This window comes from Enterococcus sp. PLH-Efm8 (genome assembly GCF_053011625.1).
The window spans coordinates 561,577-576,429 of record NZ_CP172568.1 but is presented as its reverse complement, the minus strand read 5'-3'; the positions used below and the strand labels follow the sequence as shown (position 1 = coordinate 576,429).

The 14,853-nt window shown below is 37.4% G+C and carries 13 protein-coding genes, 1 pseudogene and 1 riboswitch; of the genes and pseudogenes, 3 read left to right on the top strand and 11 right to left on the bottom strand.

The genetic code is table 11. From position 1 onward, the window contains the following. Positions 1–232 precede the first annotated feature (232 nt). A riboswitch (M-box (ykoK) riboswitch) is annotated at positions 233–407 on the bottom strand. Between the two features lie 172 nt (positions 408–579). Then, positions 580–1,017 (top strand): nucleoside-diphosphate kinase, encoded by a 438-nt coding sequence (gene ndk, locus ACIFUW_RS02730; protein ID WP_002293327.1) that lies wholly within the window; start codon positions 580–582, stop codon positions 1,015–1,017. Between the two features lie 21 nt (positions 1,018–1,038). Here the strand turns inward: ndk and ACIFUW_RS02725 are convergent, their stop codons facing one another. The 5 genes from ACIFUW_RS02725 to ACIFUW_RS02705 form a co-directional block, all read right to left on the bottom strand. Continuing rightward, positions 1,039–1,905 carry an Rgg/GadR/MutR family transcriptional regulator gene (locus ACIFUW_RS02725; protein WP_002303592.1) on the bottom strand — a complete coding sequence of 289 codons (867 nt, stop codon included), beginning with the start codon at positions 1,903–1,905 and terminating at the stop codon, positions 1,039–1,041. A 159-nt stretch (positions 1,906–2,064) separates the two neighbouring features. After that, the gene (locus tag ACIFUW_RS02720) at positions 2,065–4,158 is read right to left on the bottom strand and encodes an LTA synthase family protein (protein WP_002293776.1); all 2,094 of its coding nucleotides are present in this window, start codon (positions 4,156–4,158) and stop codon (positions 2,065–2,067) included. A gap of 748 nt (positions 4,159–4,906) precedes the next feature. Beyond that, complete coding sequence (locus tag ACIFUW_RS02715; RefSeq protein WP_010729641.1) at positions 4,907–5,530, bottom strand: hypothetical protein; 624 nt, start codon at positions 5,528–5,530, stop codon at positions 4,907–4,909. A 158-nt stretch (positions 5,531–5,688) separates the two neighbouring features. Beyond that, positions 5,689–7,086 (bottom strand): glycoside hydrolase family 1 protein, encoded by a 1,398-nt coding sequence (locus ACIFUW_RS02710; RefSeq protein ID WP_002293829.1) that lies wholly within the window; start codon positions 7,084–7,086, stop codon positions 5,689–5,691. A 31-nt stretch (positions 7,087–7,117) separates the two neighbouring features. Then, on the bottom strand, positions 7,118–8,089 hold the full coding sequence (locus ACIFUW_RS02705; RefSeq protein ID WP_002293830.1) for a LacI family DNA-binding transcriptional regulator: 972 nt from the start codon (positions 8,087–8,089) through the stop codon (positions 7,118–7,120). A 373-nt stretch (positions 8,090–8,462) separates the two neighbouring features. On the opposite strand from ACIFUW_RS02705, the gene ACIFUW_RS02700 reads away from it, so the two are divergent. After that, a complete protein-coding gene (locus ACIFUW_RS02700; RefSeq protein ID WP_002296191.1) occupies positions 8,463–8,888 on the top strand; it encodes a hypothetical protein in 426 nt (141 codons plus the stop codon). Between the two features lie 487 nt (positions 8,889–9,375). Here ACIFUW_RS02700 and ACIFUW_RS02695 read toward each other — a convergent pair whose 3' ends face one another. Genes ACIFUW_RS02695 through ACIFUW_RS02685 form a run of 3 tightly spaced genes read right to left on the bottom strand, consistent with a single transcriptional unit; the run spans position 9,376 to position 11,108 of the window. Beyond that, a complete protein-coding gene (locus tag ACIFUW_RS02695; protein WP_002293834.1) occupies positions 9,376–10,077 on the bottom strand; it encodes a deoxynucleoside kinase in 702 nt (233 codons plus the stop codon). A gap of 15 nt (positions 10,078–10,092) precedes the next feature. Next, complete coding sequence (locus ACIFUW_RS02690; RefSeq protein WP_002293607.1) at positions 10,093–10,533, bottom strand: nucleoside 2-deoxyribosyltransferase; 441 nt, start codon at positions 10,531–10,533, stop codon at positions 10,093–10,095. After that, positions 10,533–11,108 (bottom strand): LOG family protein, encoded by a 576-nt coding sequence (locus ACIFUW_RS02685; RefSeq protein WP_002293608.1) that lies wholly within the window; start codon positions 11,106–11,108, stop codon positions 10,533–10,535. The genes ACIFUW_RS02690 and ACIFUW_RS02685 overlap by 1 nt, the downstream gene beginning before the upstream one ends. Before the next feature lie 240 nt (positions 11,109–11,348). Here ACIFUW_RS02685 and ACIFUW_RS02680 point away from each other — a divergent pair, with 240 nt between their 5' ends. After that, a complete protein-coding gene (locus ACIFUW_RS02680) occupies positions 11,349–11,558 on the top strand; it encodes a phenylalanyl-tRNA synthetase subunit beta (RefSeq protein WP_002296192.1) in 210 nt (69 codons plus the stop codon). Between the two features lie 397 nt (positions 11,559–11,955). On the opposite strand, the pseudogene ACIFUW_RS02675 reads toward ACIFUW_RS02680, so the two are convergent. From ACIFUW_RS02675 to ACIFUW_RS02665, 3 genes and pseudogenes are all read right to left on the bottom strand, one after another. After that, positions 11,956–12,432, bottom strand: a pseudogene (locus ACIFUW_RS02675) (PTS fructose transporter subunit IIC); the annotation flags it as partial. Between the two features lie 161 nt (positions 12,433–12,593). Further along, a complete protein-coding gene (locus tag ACIFUW_RS02670; RefSeq protein ID WP_002293839.1) occupies positions 12,594–13,295 on the bottom strand; it encodes a GntR family transcriptional regulator in 702 nt (233 codons plus the stop codon). A 107-nt stretch (positions 13,296–13,402) separates the two neighbouring features. After that, the gene (locus ACIFUW_RS02665; RefSeq protein WP_002338528.1) at positions 13,403–14,845 is read right to left on the bottom strand and encodes a glycoside hydrolase family 1 protein; all 1,443 of its coding nucleotides are present in this window, start codon (positions 14,843–14,845) and stop codon (positions 13,403–13,405) included. Between the last annotated feature and the right edge of the window lie 8 nt (positions 14,846–14,853).

The following is a 14,853-nucleotide window of genomic DNA, read 5'->3' as shown; positions in this document are numbered from 1 at the left end:
AATAGCCCTGGCCTTTCCTCTAGATCCTTGTTTTTCGAATGACTGTCATCCATTTGTTCTCATCTCCTTTACTAAGTAATTTTAATTCATGACTTCCAATCATTTTTCGAATAGTTATTTTTCCAATTAGACCACCTCCTTTTTATTTTTCACCGATGGGGATTTGCGGCAACAAAAAAACCTCTCGCCAAATACTCAGCGAAAGGTTTGAAAAAGCATATTAAAAAAAGCTTCTCAGATCTCATCGTTGAGTTTTGACACTGTACAACGTAAAAAGCAGATACCTGCTTTTAGCTACCTTATGAAAAGCCTTATCTCGACAATTCCTGTTCTACCCATTGGCGTCTCTCGACGTTTTTGGGCAGTAGCCTATGTTTGTATAGGAGCCTCACCTAACAAATCTTATTCGGTTTTCCTTCGTTAATATAACAACTAAAAAAGAGGATGTCAAATCAATTTTCCATGTTTTTCATACTTTTTTTAAAATACACACGTTATATTCCTGTCTCACGCGGTTTTATTTGTCTCATTTTCCACCTCCCGCTATAATAGAAATATAGTAGGAAACGAGGTGCTGTTATGGAAAGAACACTTGTTATTATCAAGCCAGACGGCGTGAGACGCCATTTAGTCGGAAGCATCATCCAACGTTTTGAAGCAAAGGGACTGGCCATTGCTGAAATGAAGTTTGAAACTATGACTCCTGAATTAGCAAAAGAACATTATCAGCACTTGACTGAGCGCAGTTTTTTTGATGAACTGATCGATTACATGACTTCCGGTCCTGTCGTTTATCTTGTGCTGGTCGGCGAGGAAGTGATCGATATCGTCCGTAAGATGGTTGGAGCAACAAAAGCTGCCGATGCTGTTCCAGGTACGATCCGAGGAGACTACGCGCTGCCGGGGACTGAAAACATCATTCACGCTTCTGATTCCCGTGATGCTGCGGTAAAAGAGATCGCCCGCTTTTTCCCGCCATTCGATATAAACAAACCGTCTGAAAAAGCGGCGAAGTGATACAAATTCTAAACTGCTGGTCTAGTTGCTGGGTTCAGCAATGGCCAGCAGTTTTTTCTCTAAGGACCTCCGTTGATTCTTTCCTAACATATATTCGAGCACTGTGAAGAATTCTTGGTAGTCTTTCGTCTTTTCTTCCCCTAAAGCAGCAGAAATCAATCTTTGATAATAATCTGCCATCAATGTTTCATAGATCACTGTACTTCTTTCTTTATGTGATAAGCTCCGTTTCATATCTTCATTCACACTACGTGCCTTTTTCAACCGACCATTTTCTATATAAAACGAAGTCAGGTTCATTAAAAAAGTAAAGAGATACTGCTCATGATTGTTCAACTGTGCTAATCGTCGCATTCTTTTTTTGATTTTCAAATAATTGTTCTCAATGAACCGATCACTGAATATCCAAGGAAAATCAGCTAGAATAGATAGTTCAAATTGACCATAGTCTGGTATCTGCATCAAGTATTCTTCAATGATTCGGCATTCATAACGTAAAAATTCAAATTCTGTCTCAGATACTTCTGTTTTTTCGACCATGTGAAGATTCAAAACCAAATAATACAGATCTTCTGTTTTCTTAAAATGCCTACGGTTATTGCTGATCTCTTTATAAGGATCAAAGCTGTCTTCTTGTACCCGATCTAGCATTCGTCTTTTTTTCTTTAACTTTATTGGTTCATCCAGCTGGTTTCGCATCCATTCATATTCTGCAAGTGTCATGTTCATTCGCTCTAAAAATGATCTCAATGTTACAAATGACATTTTTTTCACTGAATTTGTCTCAATCCCGACTAGAGAAGTCTTAAAACAGATTCCTTCCGCTAATTGGGACTGTGTCAACTTCTTGTTGACTCGAAGTTTCTTGATCAATTCACCATCATACATAATAGTTCTCCTTTTTAATTTAAATTTTTCCACATTCAATAAATAGATACGTTAAAAAGGAAAAATACACGAAAAAAATAAAAAAATGTTTTTTTCATAAAAAATACCAACCTTCAAGCATTAGAATGTTGTCTAACTACTGAAGGTTGGTTTGATTGTTTATTGATTATTTTTTTGCTGTTCAACGTCTGTTCTTGTTACTGGATATAAGTTGGTTGTTGTTTTATTACCATTTTTTGAAAAGACACTTGTCGAATGTTCGCCTTTTTGCTTTTCGATTGCTTCATTACGTTCCGCTTCATTTTTATAGTCATATTTTTTCGGATCAATCGTCTCAAATCCGTTTGGCACATAAAACCGCAAGAGATTTTCCTGATTCAGCTTATCTGAAAGACTTAACGCAGTCTTGACTTTTTCCTGATCTTTGGAGATTTCCTCATCGATTCCTGCTGCTTTCGTATCGATGATTTCTCCTGTCTGATTATTGTAAGCTTTTCCTCCTAGGACGGTGTATTTGGGTGTCACAAAGTTCCCATTTCGAAAAGCAACTACTTGATCATGCTGAGAAGATAATAAGTCTGTACCAAAATGAAGATAATCTTTATCATCGATTCCCAATAGATGTAGTAATGTCGGCAAAACATCGATTTCTCCACCGTATTCATGATTGACTGTCCCTTTAGTATAACCAGGCATATGGATCATCAATGGCACTCGTTGCATCTGTGCGTTGTCAAATTCATCCCATGTATCTGGATCTTTACCAAGAGCGCTTGCTAAATCTTTATTATCTGTATTCGAGATCCCAAAATGATCCCCGTAAATCACAAAGATTGAATTTTGGTAAATACCAGATTTTTTCAAATACGTAAAAAATTGTTCCAATGATTGATCCAGATAATGTGCCGTTCGAACATAATTATCTACTGTGCTATTGCCAGTATTCAAAGATGGAAAGTCGAAATTCTTGTCATCCGTATAATAAGGCGTGTGGTTGGTTACGGAAAGAAATTTCGTGTAAAACGGCTGTTGTAGATGCTCAAGATATTGGGCAGATTCTCTGAATAAATCTTTATCTAATATCCCATAACCTAACGTTTCGTCGGATTCATCAAAATAAGATCGATCAAAGAAATTGTCATAACCTAAGTTTTTATATACATGATCTCTATTCCAAAAACTAGCTACATTCCCATGGAAAACAGCGCTTGTATAGCCTTGCTTTTGTCCAAGGATCGCTGGTGCGGCTTGAAAGACATTGTCTGACCCAAGTTCTGTGAATAATGAGCCTTGAGGTAAACCAAATGTGCCAGTTTCCAACATATTTTCAGCATCACTTGTCTTTCCCTGTCCTACTTCATGAAAGAAATTGTCAAAGCTGATCGTTGCTTGATTCTGGAAAATACTATTTAAAAACGGTGTGACTTCTTGTCCGTCTACCTTCATATTAATCAAAAACTGCTGGAAACTTTCTAAATGGAGAACGATCACATTTTTCCCTTTAGCGATCCCAAATGTTTCGGGATTTGGCTCTGCATAATGTTTCTTTGTATAATCTAAAACTTCATCAATCCCATTACTGCTTGCATGCGCGCGAACACTGCTAGTCATTCCTGTTTTGATTCCGTCATAAATAGTATACGCATCGATTCCTAGATATTTGACAATATATGAACGGTCAAATGTTCGCTGCAGCAATTGTGGACGGTTGGCTTCGCTCAGCGCTAGATTTCCTGAAAAAATAAGCCCTGAAAGACAGGTAACAGCGATAGCCATCGGTTTGCCGACAGGGTTGCTTTTGATAGGTATTTTCTTGACCTTCAACCAAACCAGTAGCCCAATGAACACAGCGATATCCAGCCAGTAGATGACATCATGGGGCTTCATCAAAGAAAAGGAGCTTCCTGACAATCCTTGCGACACTTTCGAAAAGCCTAATACAGATTTGACTGTAATGAAATCTGTGAATTCCCGATAAAAAATAATATTCAAGTACAACAAAAGCGTATTTAAAATATCAATGATCAAAAGAATAGCTAACGCTGGCTTTGGCTTTTTAATATACAAAGAAAGGCCAAAAAACAATAAGGTAGTCGCAATTGGGTTGATCCACAAGATAAAGTACTGGATCGTACCTTCCACACCTAATGAAAAATCTGCATAGTAGGCAATGATCGTCTTCAGCCAGAAAAAGAAAACAGCTGTCAAAACGATTGCTAAACGATTTTGGCACAATTTTTTAAGTTGTGTCACGTATATCACTTCTCTCTATTCACATTTTTTCTTATTTTGCTCCTGAAAAATGAAAATTTCCTAAAAAAGTTGTTATCTTAAGATTTTTTTATTCTTTCTAAAGATTATTCCGTCCACTTTTCACAGCATAAAACCGCTGCGATGTAAGCGATTAAACTAATGAAGAGATAAAAGTCTTGTGGTGACCGCTTCACTCCACGGTATTCAAAAGCCAGTTTCTCGGTATTCGTACAAAAAAAGAGGCTGTGACAAAATTCTTGTCGCAGCTCCTTATTTCTTGATGCAGGACAGCTTTTTCACAACTTCTTCCTTAAACGGTGTTCTCCTGCCAACTCCTCGGCCACAAGTCACAATATTTATAAAACATGAGAAGCTGTTTTTTGAAATTGTTCCTTGTGGCTCAGAGTTAAACGGCAGGCTCAAGACCTCTTGATACACGGTGTTCAATCAGCTGACCCTCGGTATTAGATTATGTCAGGACGCTAATTTTACAACCTCTTGGTAAACGGTGTTCAAAAGCTTGCATCTGCGGTAATAAGCCCAACCAAACGAAAAATATAAGGAGCTATTTTTTGAAATTGCTCCTTGTGGCTCAGAGTTAAACGGCAGGCTCAAGACCTCTTGATACACGGTGTTCAATCAGCTGACCTTCGGTATTAGCTCAAAAAACGGCAAAATATGAGGAACTATTTTGCCGTTTGTTTCTCTAATACTCAGGTCAAAACGCTGATTTCACAACCTCTGTTTTTCATTGTCCATAGGATTGATATTGTCCTTGTGATGACTCATTCGTAATAATTGAGGCTTGATTTTCTTCACTTCCCGTTATCGTTTGTCCACTGCCAGAATCTGAAGGACTTGTTCCTGTCGACTCGTTTTTTTGAGAAGAGACAGTTGTTTTCTTGACTTGTTCATTTGTCTTTTTCCATTCCGCTAAACGATCGGCGACCACTTTTTTGTCTACTTTTTCAGAATAAGCGGTGATCACTTTTCCATTTTTCAAACGGGCTACTTTGTCGCCAACATGAGTCAAAAGCAAAACGGTCAAATGCTTGTCTTTAAATTGATATTGTCTGAGAGAAATCGCACTAAGTACGTCATCGATATTAATAAATTGATTTTCTTCTTTTCCTTTTGGCAAATAAATGTCCAATTCGCCTTTTTCGTAATTGGCAGTTATTTTATACTCCGCCCACCAATAAGTTGAGAATTCTTTTTTGAAATTATCTACTGATTCTTTGCTTGCTACGATTTTTTCTGTTTCTTTCTGAGCAAGATCTGCTGTCATTTTTCCTGAAAATGCTGCGGATAAAATAAGCAGTAAGAAAAAACCGAATAACCAAAAGAGAAGAAACGGTCTTTTTTTCCTCATGCTTTCCTCCACTCCTATTTAATTTTGACTATTCTATTATATACAAAAAATGAAATAGAAAGACAAAAAAGTTGAAAAAGATCGTAAATAATTGAACTTCTTTTTCACAAAATGGTAAGAATGGAGAATTTCACGCATTTGCTCTCAACTATTCTTTCTTAAGCCTCAAATCCGTTTTTATCTGATACGTCTTTGAACCAATGACCCGATTTTTTGATTGTTCTTTTTCCATCTTGTGCTAAGTCTACTGAAATAAAGCCATATCGATTCTTATATGCATTGGTCCACGACCAGTTATCCATACATGTCCACATATGATAGCCTAAACAATTGGCACCTTCTTGAATGGCTTGATGGACATATTTCAGATGAGATTGGACAAATTCGATCCGATAATCATCGTGGATCATGCCATCTTCTTTGATAAATCGTGCTTCGTTTTCTACACCCATACCGTTTTCAGAAATAAAGCAGTCGATATTTCCATAATGATCTCGTACATTGATCAAAATATCATAGATTCCTTGTTCATAGATCTCCCATCCGCGATAAGGATTCATTTTACGACCAGGCATTTCATAATTGTCGAAATAATCCTCAGGCATTGGACCGTTTTTAGTATCGATTGGTGTTTCTTTTGCTTTTACCCGGCGTGGCTGGTAATAATTGATACCTAAAAGATCTACTGTATTTTCTTTGATAACCGTCAAATCCTCTGCATGGATCACAGGCATGAGATCAAGTTCTTTTACTATCTCAATCAATTCACTTGGAAACTCGCCTTTTACAGCTGGATCAAGGAATGAACGATTGAAGAACGCATCTGCTATTTGCGCTGCTTTAACATCTTCAGGGTTTGATTCGTCTCTTGGATAGCTTGGTGTCAGATTCAAGATGATACCAATAACACCACCTTGCTCCATTTCATGGTAAGATTTGATGGCTAACGCTGAAGCCAACGCTTCATGATAGCCAACTTGGATCGCTTTTTTCATATCTGACTCTTCTGGATAATGCCATCGATATAAATAACCTGCTTCGACTGGAACGATTGGTTCATTATGAGTAAACCATTTTTTTACTTTCGAACCAAACAATTCAAAACAACTTTTGGCATATTTTTCATAGGCTTCAACCGTTTCTCGGTTCAACCATCCGCCTTTTTCTTGCAGATACATCGGCATATCGAAATGATACAGATTCACAAAGGGTTCGATACCGTTTTCAATCAACTCATCAAAATAACGATGATAGAAACGAACGGCTTCTTCGTTGATTGTTCCAGATTCATCAGGTATCAAACGGCTCCATTGGATAGATGTTCGAAATGAATTATGCCCAGTCTGTTTCATCAACTGTACATCCTCTTGATACTTCGTATAAACTTGCGAGGTTTTTTCAGGTCCTACTTGATCAAAGAACTTTTGCGGTTCTTTTTTGTACCAATAATCAAAAATGTTCTCTCCTTTTCCATCGCCTGAAATCCTTCCTTCTGTTTGTGGGCCACTTGCTGCAGAACCCCACCAAAAATTTGCTGGAAATTGATATTTTTTCATCAAAGCACCTCTTTTTCTTTTTTAGTTCGTTTTAGTTGATTCCATGTATGATATTTTCCATCACAATCACTTTTTCATTTTCTTCCTCTTCTTTTTTGATTCGTTTTAACAGCTGTTCTGCTGCTCGTTCCCCGATTTTATCTGTTGGTGGCGTGATCGTGATTTTCGGAAGGATACTCAGATCGTTTTTATCTAAATAATCATAGTGACTGAACGCAATATCCTTCCCGATTCTGACACCTTCTTGATTGAAACATTCGATGGCACCAATCGACATATTGTAATTGCTGACAAAAATAGCAGTTGCCCCTTTTTCTAATAATGCTTTTGCCCCGTAATAGCCGCTTTTTCTAGAATAGTCTCCTGTAAAGACCTCTAATTGGATCGATGGATCATTTTGGACCGCTTCTTTGGCTCCTGCTAAACGTTCTCTTGCTACGTAGTCTGTTTGAGTGGCAGCAATAAATCCGATTTTTTTATGTCCTTGTTCACCATGATGAGCGATCACTTTTGCTACACTTTCTCGATCATTCACTAATATTGTATCAATACCTGCTGGTCCTTCTGGACAATTCAATGCGATAACTGGAATACTCATTTTTGTGAGCATTTCAAATCCAGACCACTCTTCTTCGGATAAGAAGACAATCAGCCCATCGATCACATGCTTCATCAGGTATTCAATTTTTTGTTCAATTTTTTCTGGCTGATCGGCAAACCCGCTTAATAATAAGCTATACCCATTTTCTTCAGCTACTCTTTCGATCCCTGAGACAACTTCCGACCCAAAACGGCTGGAAATCCCGTTTATCAAAAGTCCAATAGAGAAGCTTCGATTATTCTTCAACCCTTTAGCAATGATGTTTTCTTTATAGTCCAACGCTGAAATCGCTTCTGCTATTTTTTTCATGTTCTTTTCCTTCAGTTGCTGACCATTCAAGTAACGGGAAACTGTTCCCACTGAAACACCAGCCATCTTAGCCACATCACGGATCGATGCCATACATTCTCACTCCTGCCAGTTACATTTGATTTCTCTTTCTTGTTGTTCGATTATGATGACCGCATTCTTTGCATAGTGTTGCTTGTCATCAATATCCATATAACTAAAGTCTTCAGTAGAGCAACTTCCTCTCACTATTAATTATACTTAAACAAGTATTTGAACCGGTTCATTTTTAATATAGCATTTTTTTAAAAGATTGCAACACTTTTTTAAAACGCTTTCTGAAAGTGGCGGATTTTTTGCCTTTTTAAAATTTTATTCTAAAATTTACTCTATTTGTGGGTGTTTTGTGCGTTTTTCTCTTCCATCCGTTTGAAGTTTTACATTCCAATGGTATAATTTCTTTATCCTATCAAATGGGGGAAGTATTTTGAAGAAATTAATCGTACTATTTATTTTGTCTGCGGGACTTTTGACATTGACTGGCTGTGATTTGTTTGGCGGCTCTGACCAATCCTCGGACGAAACAACCGATTCTTCTGTCTTAAAAGCGGAAAAAGCAGATACCACCAACAGTGTATATACGCTAAAAGTACGTAAAGATATGGATTTATCCGCGGGACAGTTGACATTTACAGATAAAAAAATGGAATGGACACGCACGTATCAGACACAAGGAACTGATTCTTCTGAATCATCTGAAGAAAAAACAGTGCTGACAGATATCAAGATCACTACCAAAGATGACGAATATATTATTTCAGGAAAAGAAAATAAAAAAGAAACAACAGTCATATTTACAAAAATCGGTAATTACCGTTTGAAGGATGAGGATGGCAACATCTACAGTCTATAGTGCCGTCTGTTGGATCTTCTTTTGTTTCTCCCCTTCTTTTCTGCTATAGTAAAGAAGCAAGATGATTGTAAAGGAGACGAAATGGATGATCGATAGTCCTGATTATTGTACATGTAATAACAACAAAAATATCCATACAGAATTTAATGACCAAGGAAGCTTGAGCATATGCGACAACTGTCACAAACTAGTCAAAGATTCATTTAAAACATTTGAATCTTATCCTGTTCAAAATTATGTAAAAAGTAGAAGAAGATAAACAAATCCAAGCAAAACTCACTATGGCTGATTTTTATGAACTTCAAACTCAGCTTCTTCCTTTGATCAAGCTTCATCAGTAAAACAAACAGTGGATCATTTCAGTTTACAAATCAAAGAGTAAAGATTTATTTATTTCAAATATTTGAATATAAAATAACCAAACGATAGAAAGGCTTATTCTACATCACGTAGTAATTTTTCTTTCCCGTCGTTTGGTTTTTTATTTTTAGCCTAATTCTTGACCTTTTGCATGCTGGTTATCCGTAAAATATTTTCCAGCAGGCTTTCCTTCCAATTCAGCTAATTTTTCTTGGATCTGACGGATCACCTTTTTTGCATCTTCTGGATTTTCTACAAAATCGAATTTATCCCCATCCACTTGTATTTTAGGACATACATCAAAATCTTCATACCATTGATTATAGCGGGTGTTCAACGTTTCATAATAGGTATATAACGTCTCATCGCTTTCTAGCTGTTCATAGTCACGCCCACGTTTTTTGATACGTTCTAGCATCGTGTCCAAAGAAACTTTGATATGGACCATCAAATCAGGCCGTTTTTTTGGAGCAACATCATCTAACTCGTTTAGCATCGTATCTAATAAGCTATCGTACTGCTGTACTTCGATATCCGTTACCCGACCTAAATCAGCGTTTAGATGGAACAACAGGCTATCTTCATAGATGGATCGGTCTAGCACATTGTCATCGTTCACTAAAGCATTTTTCATTGCTAAAAATCGCTTGTTCAAAAAGAAGATTTGCAATAAAAAAGCGTACTGCTCAGGATTTGAATAAAAGAGCGGCAATACTTCGTTATCTTCGACATTTTCATAAAATGGTTTAGAATCAATCTCTTTTGCAAGCATATCCGTCAAACTGCTCTTACCTGCACCAATCGTTCCTGAAATCAAAATCACTGACATACAACCCTTCCTCTTCTATAAGTACTCGCCTACGTAAGTTTCAACAGGCAATGTTTCAAAATCATATTCACGTACAGCTTGGTCTGATTTTAAATACGTATGGAGACTTTGTGTAATCATCAAGTTCGTAGGTACCGTCTCTTCTTGTACAATGATCATCGGTTTTTTCAACATAGTTGCCACACCTAATTCGTAAGCCGTTCCTGGATCGATTGTTTGATGCTCAAAGTCAAGGATAGCAACAACAAATTCTGCATTTGTCAGTTCTTCCATATCTTTTTCGTATACTTCCTGCGCCCATCCAGCGCTGAATAGTTCATAATTGCTTTCTTGGTGATGACGTGGAGAGTAGAAACTTGTGACTGTTTTGTTTTCCTCCAACGCTTTTTCGATACGACTTACTCGATCGATTTGCTCCTCTGAAAAAAATGGTCCTGCTAAATATATTTGACTCATTATTTTGCCTCCTTCAATAATAACTGATTTTTAATAGATACTGCTCGTAATTCATTGACCAGTTCCAATGGATTGTTGGAAAAGATTACTTGATCCAACCATTTTTTATCCATAAAATCCTCTTTTGCAAAAGTTTCTAATAATTGTTGCAAGCCGCTGTAATAACCGCCAATATTCAATATTCCGATTGGCTTGTCGGGCGTCAGACCGATTGCTATCCAAGAAAGAAGTTGTGAGAATTCCTCCAATGTACCTAGACCTCCAGGGAAAACGAGGACAGCATCTCCCTTTTCAAATAATAATACCTTTCTTTCATCGATCGTTTCTGTAGGAATAAATGTAGTAACATCTTTTCCAGGCAATTCAGTTTCAAAAAGCCCATTCGGATAGATACCTGTGACTTTTCCGTTATTTTCCAGTACTGTTTTACTAATCACTCCCATAATCCCGGAGTATGAACCACCGTAAACCAGTTCGATTTCTTCTTGTGCCATGTATTTTCCTAACGTTTGCGCAATAAATTTGTAACTTTCTTTATTACCAAAACGGGAACCGCAAAAAACAGTAAGTTTCATAAAAAAACACTCCCTAACTCAAAAGTCTATCTTCATTCTACACGTGTTTTTTTAAAATAAAAGACTAGATTTTGTAGTTTTTTAGTGGTATATAGGATAGACGCCACTATATATAGTATTTAGAAAAAAATCATTTTTCAGCCATTTTATAGATAAAACAAAAATAAATAACGTGTTTTCATCGATATGAAATGACTTACTTATAGAAGATACTGGGATTTCGTCCTATATGCCAATAACGTGTATTATTTTAAACAACAAATACTTGTTTCTTTTATTAACGAAAAAATCATTTTGTTCTCGTGTTATGTTTCACTGATAAATGATGTTTCTCTAAATAAAAAAGCCGACGAACTAAACGATCAAAATTTGATCATTTTTGTTCATCAGCTTCTCCTAAAAATCTTTTTGTTAACGATAAATAGCTGGATTTGTAAAAATATCACTTGAATCGTCACTGCTGGAAGAAAATTCAGTGATAACCGCACCTGTTGCGCCTGCCTGGAACTAGTGTTTGATATTGGGCTCGAACGTGTACTGATCTCTAGCATGAAGAATAATTTCTTTTTTTACTGTATAATAACTTTCTTTCCTTTTTGGAATAGTACAGGAAAGTTTTTTTGTTTCCTTTCCTTCGACATAAGGTATACCAGACCCTTTCGACAACGAAAGGTTCTCATTTTTCCTTCATCGTCATTTCAAGGAGGGTGCCGATGCTCTGGACAGTTTCGATCGCTCCTAAACCAAAATCTGTATATTCGATTCTTTCTAACTCTGATTCTTTCATACCATTCCTGTCTCAAGGTACATCTATTGTACTTTTTTCTTGTAATCCATTCTGCCTCTCCTAACTAATTGTCAAATCATCCCAAGATATGTCTTCTTCCTCTTTTTCTTCTTGGATGATTTCTGCATTCGGATCTACTGGTTTTTTCAATAATAAAATGGTTATTCCTGTGACAAAAGAACCAGCTAACAATGCACCAATGAATGCCCATGGTCTGGTCATCGTAGCGACTGCAAACATTCCCGATGCCGGAATACGGCTATCTGCGCCCCAAAACATGCTTAATCCGCCACCTACTGTCCCACCGACTCCCGTTGCTATGACATTGCGTGCCAAGTCGTTCAATACGATAGGGAAACATCCCTCTGTGATCTGACAGATCCCCATAGGAAAAGCGGTCTTCAATGTATCGATTTCTTGACGATTGAGTATATTTTTACGAATGATTTTCCCTAAGAAATAAGCGATCGTCAAGCCGAATGGGGTTACCATCGAAGCTAAAATCAATACAGTGATTGGTTCATAGATTCCTTCTGAAAATCGTGCCACACCCCCTTATCCAGAATAAATGGTAATCCAGAAACAGCCGTGTATCTGCGGTAATAAGCCTAACCAAACGAAAAATATGAGAAGCTATTTTTGTTTGGCTGTTCTTATTACTTGATGCAGGGCAGCTTTTTCACAACCTCTTTTTTTATTTATGTTTCATAATCAATATGGTAAGGATGCAGCTCCGTATGGTAGACCGCCTCCGAATATTCAATCATTTCCCCAATTTGCGTAGACGATTTCCGTATCCGTTTGATGCCGATCTGTGCGTCTGTTTTCAGAATTCCTTGTTCTTCTTCTGTTAAAAATACTGCCGAGAAATCATCAGAAAATGAGTCAATAGTATATCCTTTTTTCGTCAGCAAACGATACAAAGATTCTTTGCCAAATTCTTCTCTGCTGAATTGCATCATTTCTTGTGGAAGATAATGAACAAAATAAATATAAGGCTGATTGTTCAAATAATATAAGCGCTTAAAACAAACAGCTTGCTCACCGAAAAAGGAAAACAAAGGATCTTCCTTCTTTATATGGACCAATTGCAAATCCAGCGTTTCTTTCCGGACTTCATATCGGGAGTTCTCCAAGATTTGCGTAAAGCTTGCCGCTTTGGATAATCGATTGTAAGGACGATTGCTTAGAACCGTCGTCCCACGACCACTTTTCTTTGCGACATATTCATCTGATGCCAGCAGTTCGATTGCCTTTCGGACAGTGATTTTGCTGACTTGAAACAGTTCTTCTAATTCACTTTCTGTCGGCAACATCGAACCGACTGGATATTTTCCTGAGAAAATATCTTCTTTAATTTTATCTGCGACTTCCAAGTATAGTACACGTGTCCTTTTCATAACGTCACCCTTTGCTTTACTATTACTAAAAGAATAGCACATAAAAAATAAAAAAAGAACACAAATCACATGTGAGAAGTGTGTTCTTTTTCATTCAGCTGCTTTAATTACAAGTTTACGCCATTTGAGGCAATTACTTCTTTATACCAATCAAAAGATTTTTTCTTTGATCGATTCAGTGTCCCATTTCCTTCATCGTCTAGATCCACATAGATAAAGCCGTAACGTTTACTCATTTCTCCTGTTGATGCACTGACAAGATCGATACATCCCCAAGGCGTATAGCCCATCAAATCTACACCGTCTGCTACTGCATTAGCCATCGCTTCGATATGACGACGTAAATAATCGATCCGATAATCATCAATAATCGTGCCATCCTCTTCCATATGATCAATGGCTCCAAGACCGTTTTCAACAATGAATAATGGTTTCTGGTAACGATTGTATAATTCATTCAATGCGATTCTCAGCCCTTCTGGATCGATCTGCCAGCCCCATTCACTTGCCTCAAGAAACGGATTTTTTACTCCTCCCAGCAAGTTCCCTTCTGAAGTTGCTGCTTGTGGATCAGTCTCATTGATTGCCGTAGACATATAATAACTAAATCCGATGTAGTCCACTGGATATTCTTTTAGCAACTGGAAGTCTTTTTCCGTTTGCTCTAATTTTTCCGGATCGACTCCATATTTTTTATGGGTACGCGCTGTGTATGCAGGGTATTCTCCACGTACTTGGACATCCGTGCAGAAAAAATTGAATTCTTGGTTTTGGATCATTGTTGCTGCCTGATTGACTGGATTGGCATCGATGCTGTAAGTTGTTGCATAGATAATCATGCAGCCGATTTGGATATCCGAACGCAATTCGTGGCCGATTTTTACGGCTTTGCTACTTGCAACGAATTGATTATGCCATGCTTGGAAAATATTTTGGTACTCTCCTGCTCCATTGCTTTTTACTAATCCTTGACTTAAAGCTGGAAAGTGAAAGGCCGAATTGATTTCATTGAAAGTCATCCAATATTTGACTTTACTGCTGTATCTCTCTAATACTGTCTGAGCAAATCGTTCATAGAAGTCGATCAGTTTTCGATTTTTCCAGCCACCGTATTCTTTTGCCAAATGAAGAGGCATTTCGTAATGAGAAATCGTGATCACAGGTTCAATATCATATTTTAAGCACTCATCAATCAGCTGATCATAAAATTCTAATCCCGCTTCGTTAGGAGTACCTTCGTCTCCATTTGGAAAAATTCGTGTCCAGGCAATCGAAAAACGATAACATTTGAATCCCATTTCCGCAAACAAGGCAAGATCTTCTTTGAAACGATCGTAATGATCAATTCCTCGATGATTCGGGTAAATATATTTTTCTTGATCAATCGTCCAGTCAAATTCTTCACTGCCGATAATCGCAAAGCGCTGCTTACCTCCAGGCATAGCATCTGCAACGGATAGCCCTTTTCCGTCTCGATCATAAGCCCCTTCTAATTGATTGGCAGCAGTTGCTCCACCCCATAAAAATTTTTCTGAAAAACGTGATTGCATCCTGATTT

What these genes read in the sequence shown, in the direction of transcription:
- ndk (WP_002293327.1), top strand. Translation starts at nt 580, where the DNA reads ATGGAAAGAACACTTGTTATTATCAAGCCAGACGGCGTGAGACGCCAT.
- ACIFUW_RS02725 (WP_002303592.1), bottom strand. Translation starts at nt 1,905, where the DNA reads ATGTATGATGGTGAATTGATCAAGAAACTTCGAGTCAACAAGAAGTTG.
- ACIFUW_RS02715 (WP_010729641.1), bottom strand. Translation starts at nt 5,530, where the DNA reads ATGAGGAAAAAAAGACCGTTTCTTCTCTTTTGGTTATTCGGTTTTTTC.
- ACIFUW_RS02710 (WP_002293829.1), bottom strand. Translation starts at nt 7,086, where the DNA reads ATGAAAAAATATCAATTTCCAGCAAATTTTTGGTGGGGTTCTGCAGCA.
- ACIFUW_RS02705 (WP_002293830.1), bottom strand. Translation starts at nt 8,089, where the DNA reads ATGGCATCGATCCGTGATGTGGCTAAGATGGCTGGTGTTTCAGTGGGA.
- ACIFUW_RS02695 (WP_002293834.1), bottom strand. Translation starts at nt 10,077, where the DNA reads ATGTCAGTGATTTTGATTTCAGGAACGATTGGTGCAGGTAAGAGCAGT.
- ACIFUW_RS02690 (WP_002293607.1), bottom strand. Translation starts at nt 10,533, where the DNA reads ATGAGTCAAATATATTTAGCAGGACCATTTTTTTCAGAGGAGCAAATC.
- ACIFUW_RS02685 (WP_002293608.1), bottom strand. Translation starts at nt 11,108, where the DNA reads ATGAAACTTACTGTTTTTTGCGGTTCCCGTTTTGGTAATAAAGAAAGT.
- ACIFUW_RS02670 (WP_002293839.1), bottom strand. Translation starts at nt 13,295, where the DNA reads ATGAAAAGGACACGTGTACTATACTTGGAAGTCGCAGATAAAATTAAA.
- ACIFUW_RS02665 (WP_002338528.1), bottom strand. Translation starts at nt 14,845, where the DNA reads ATGCAATCACGTTTTTCAGAAAAATTTTTATGGGGTGGAGCAACTGCT.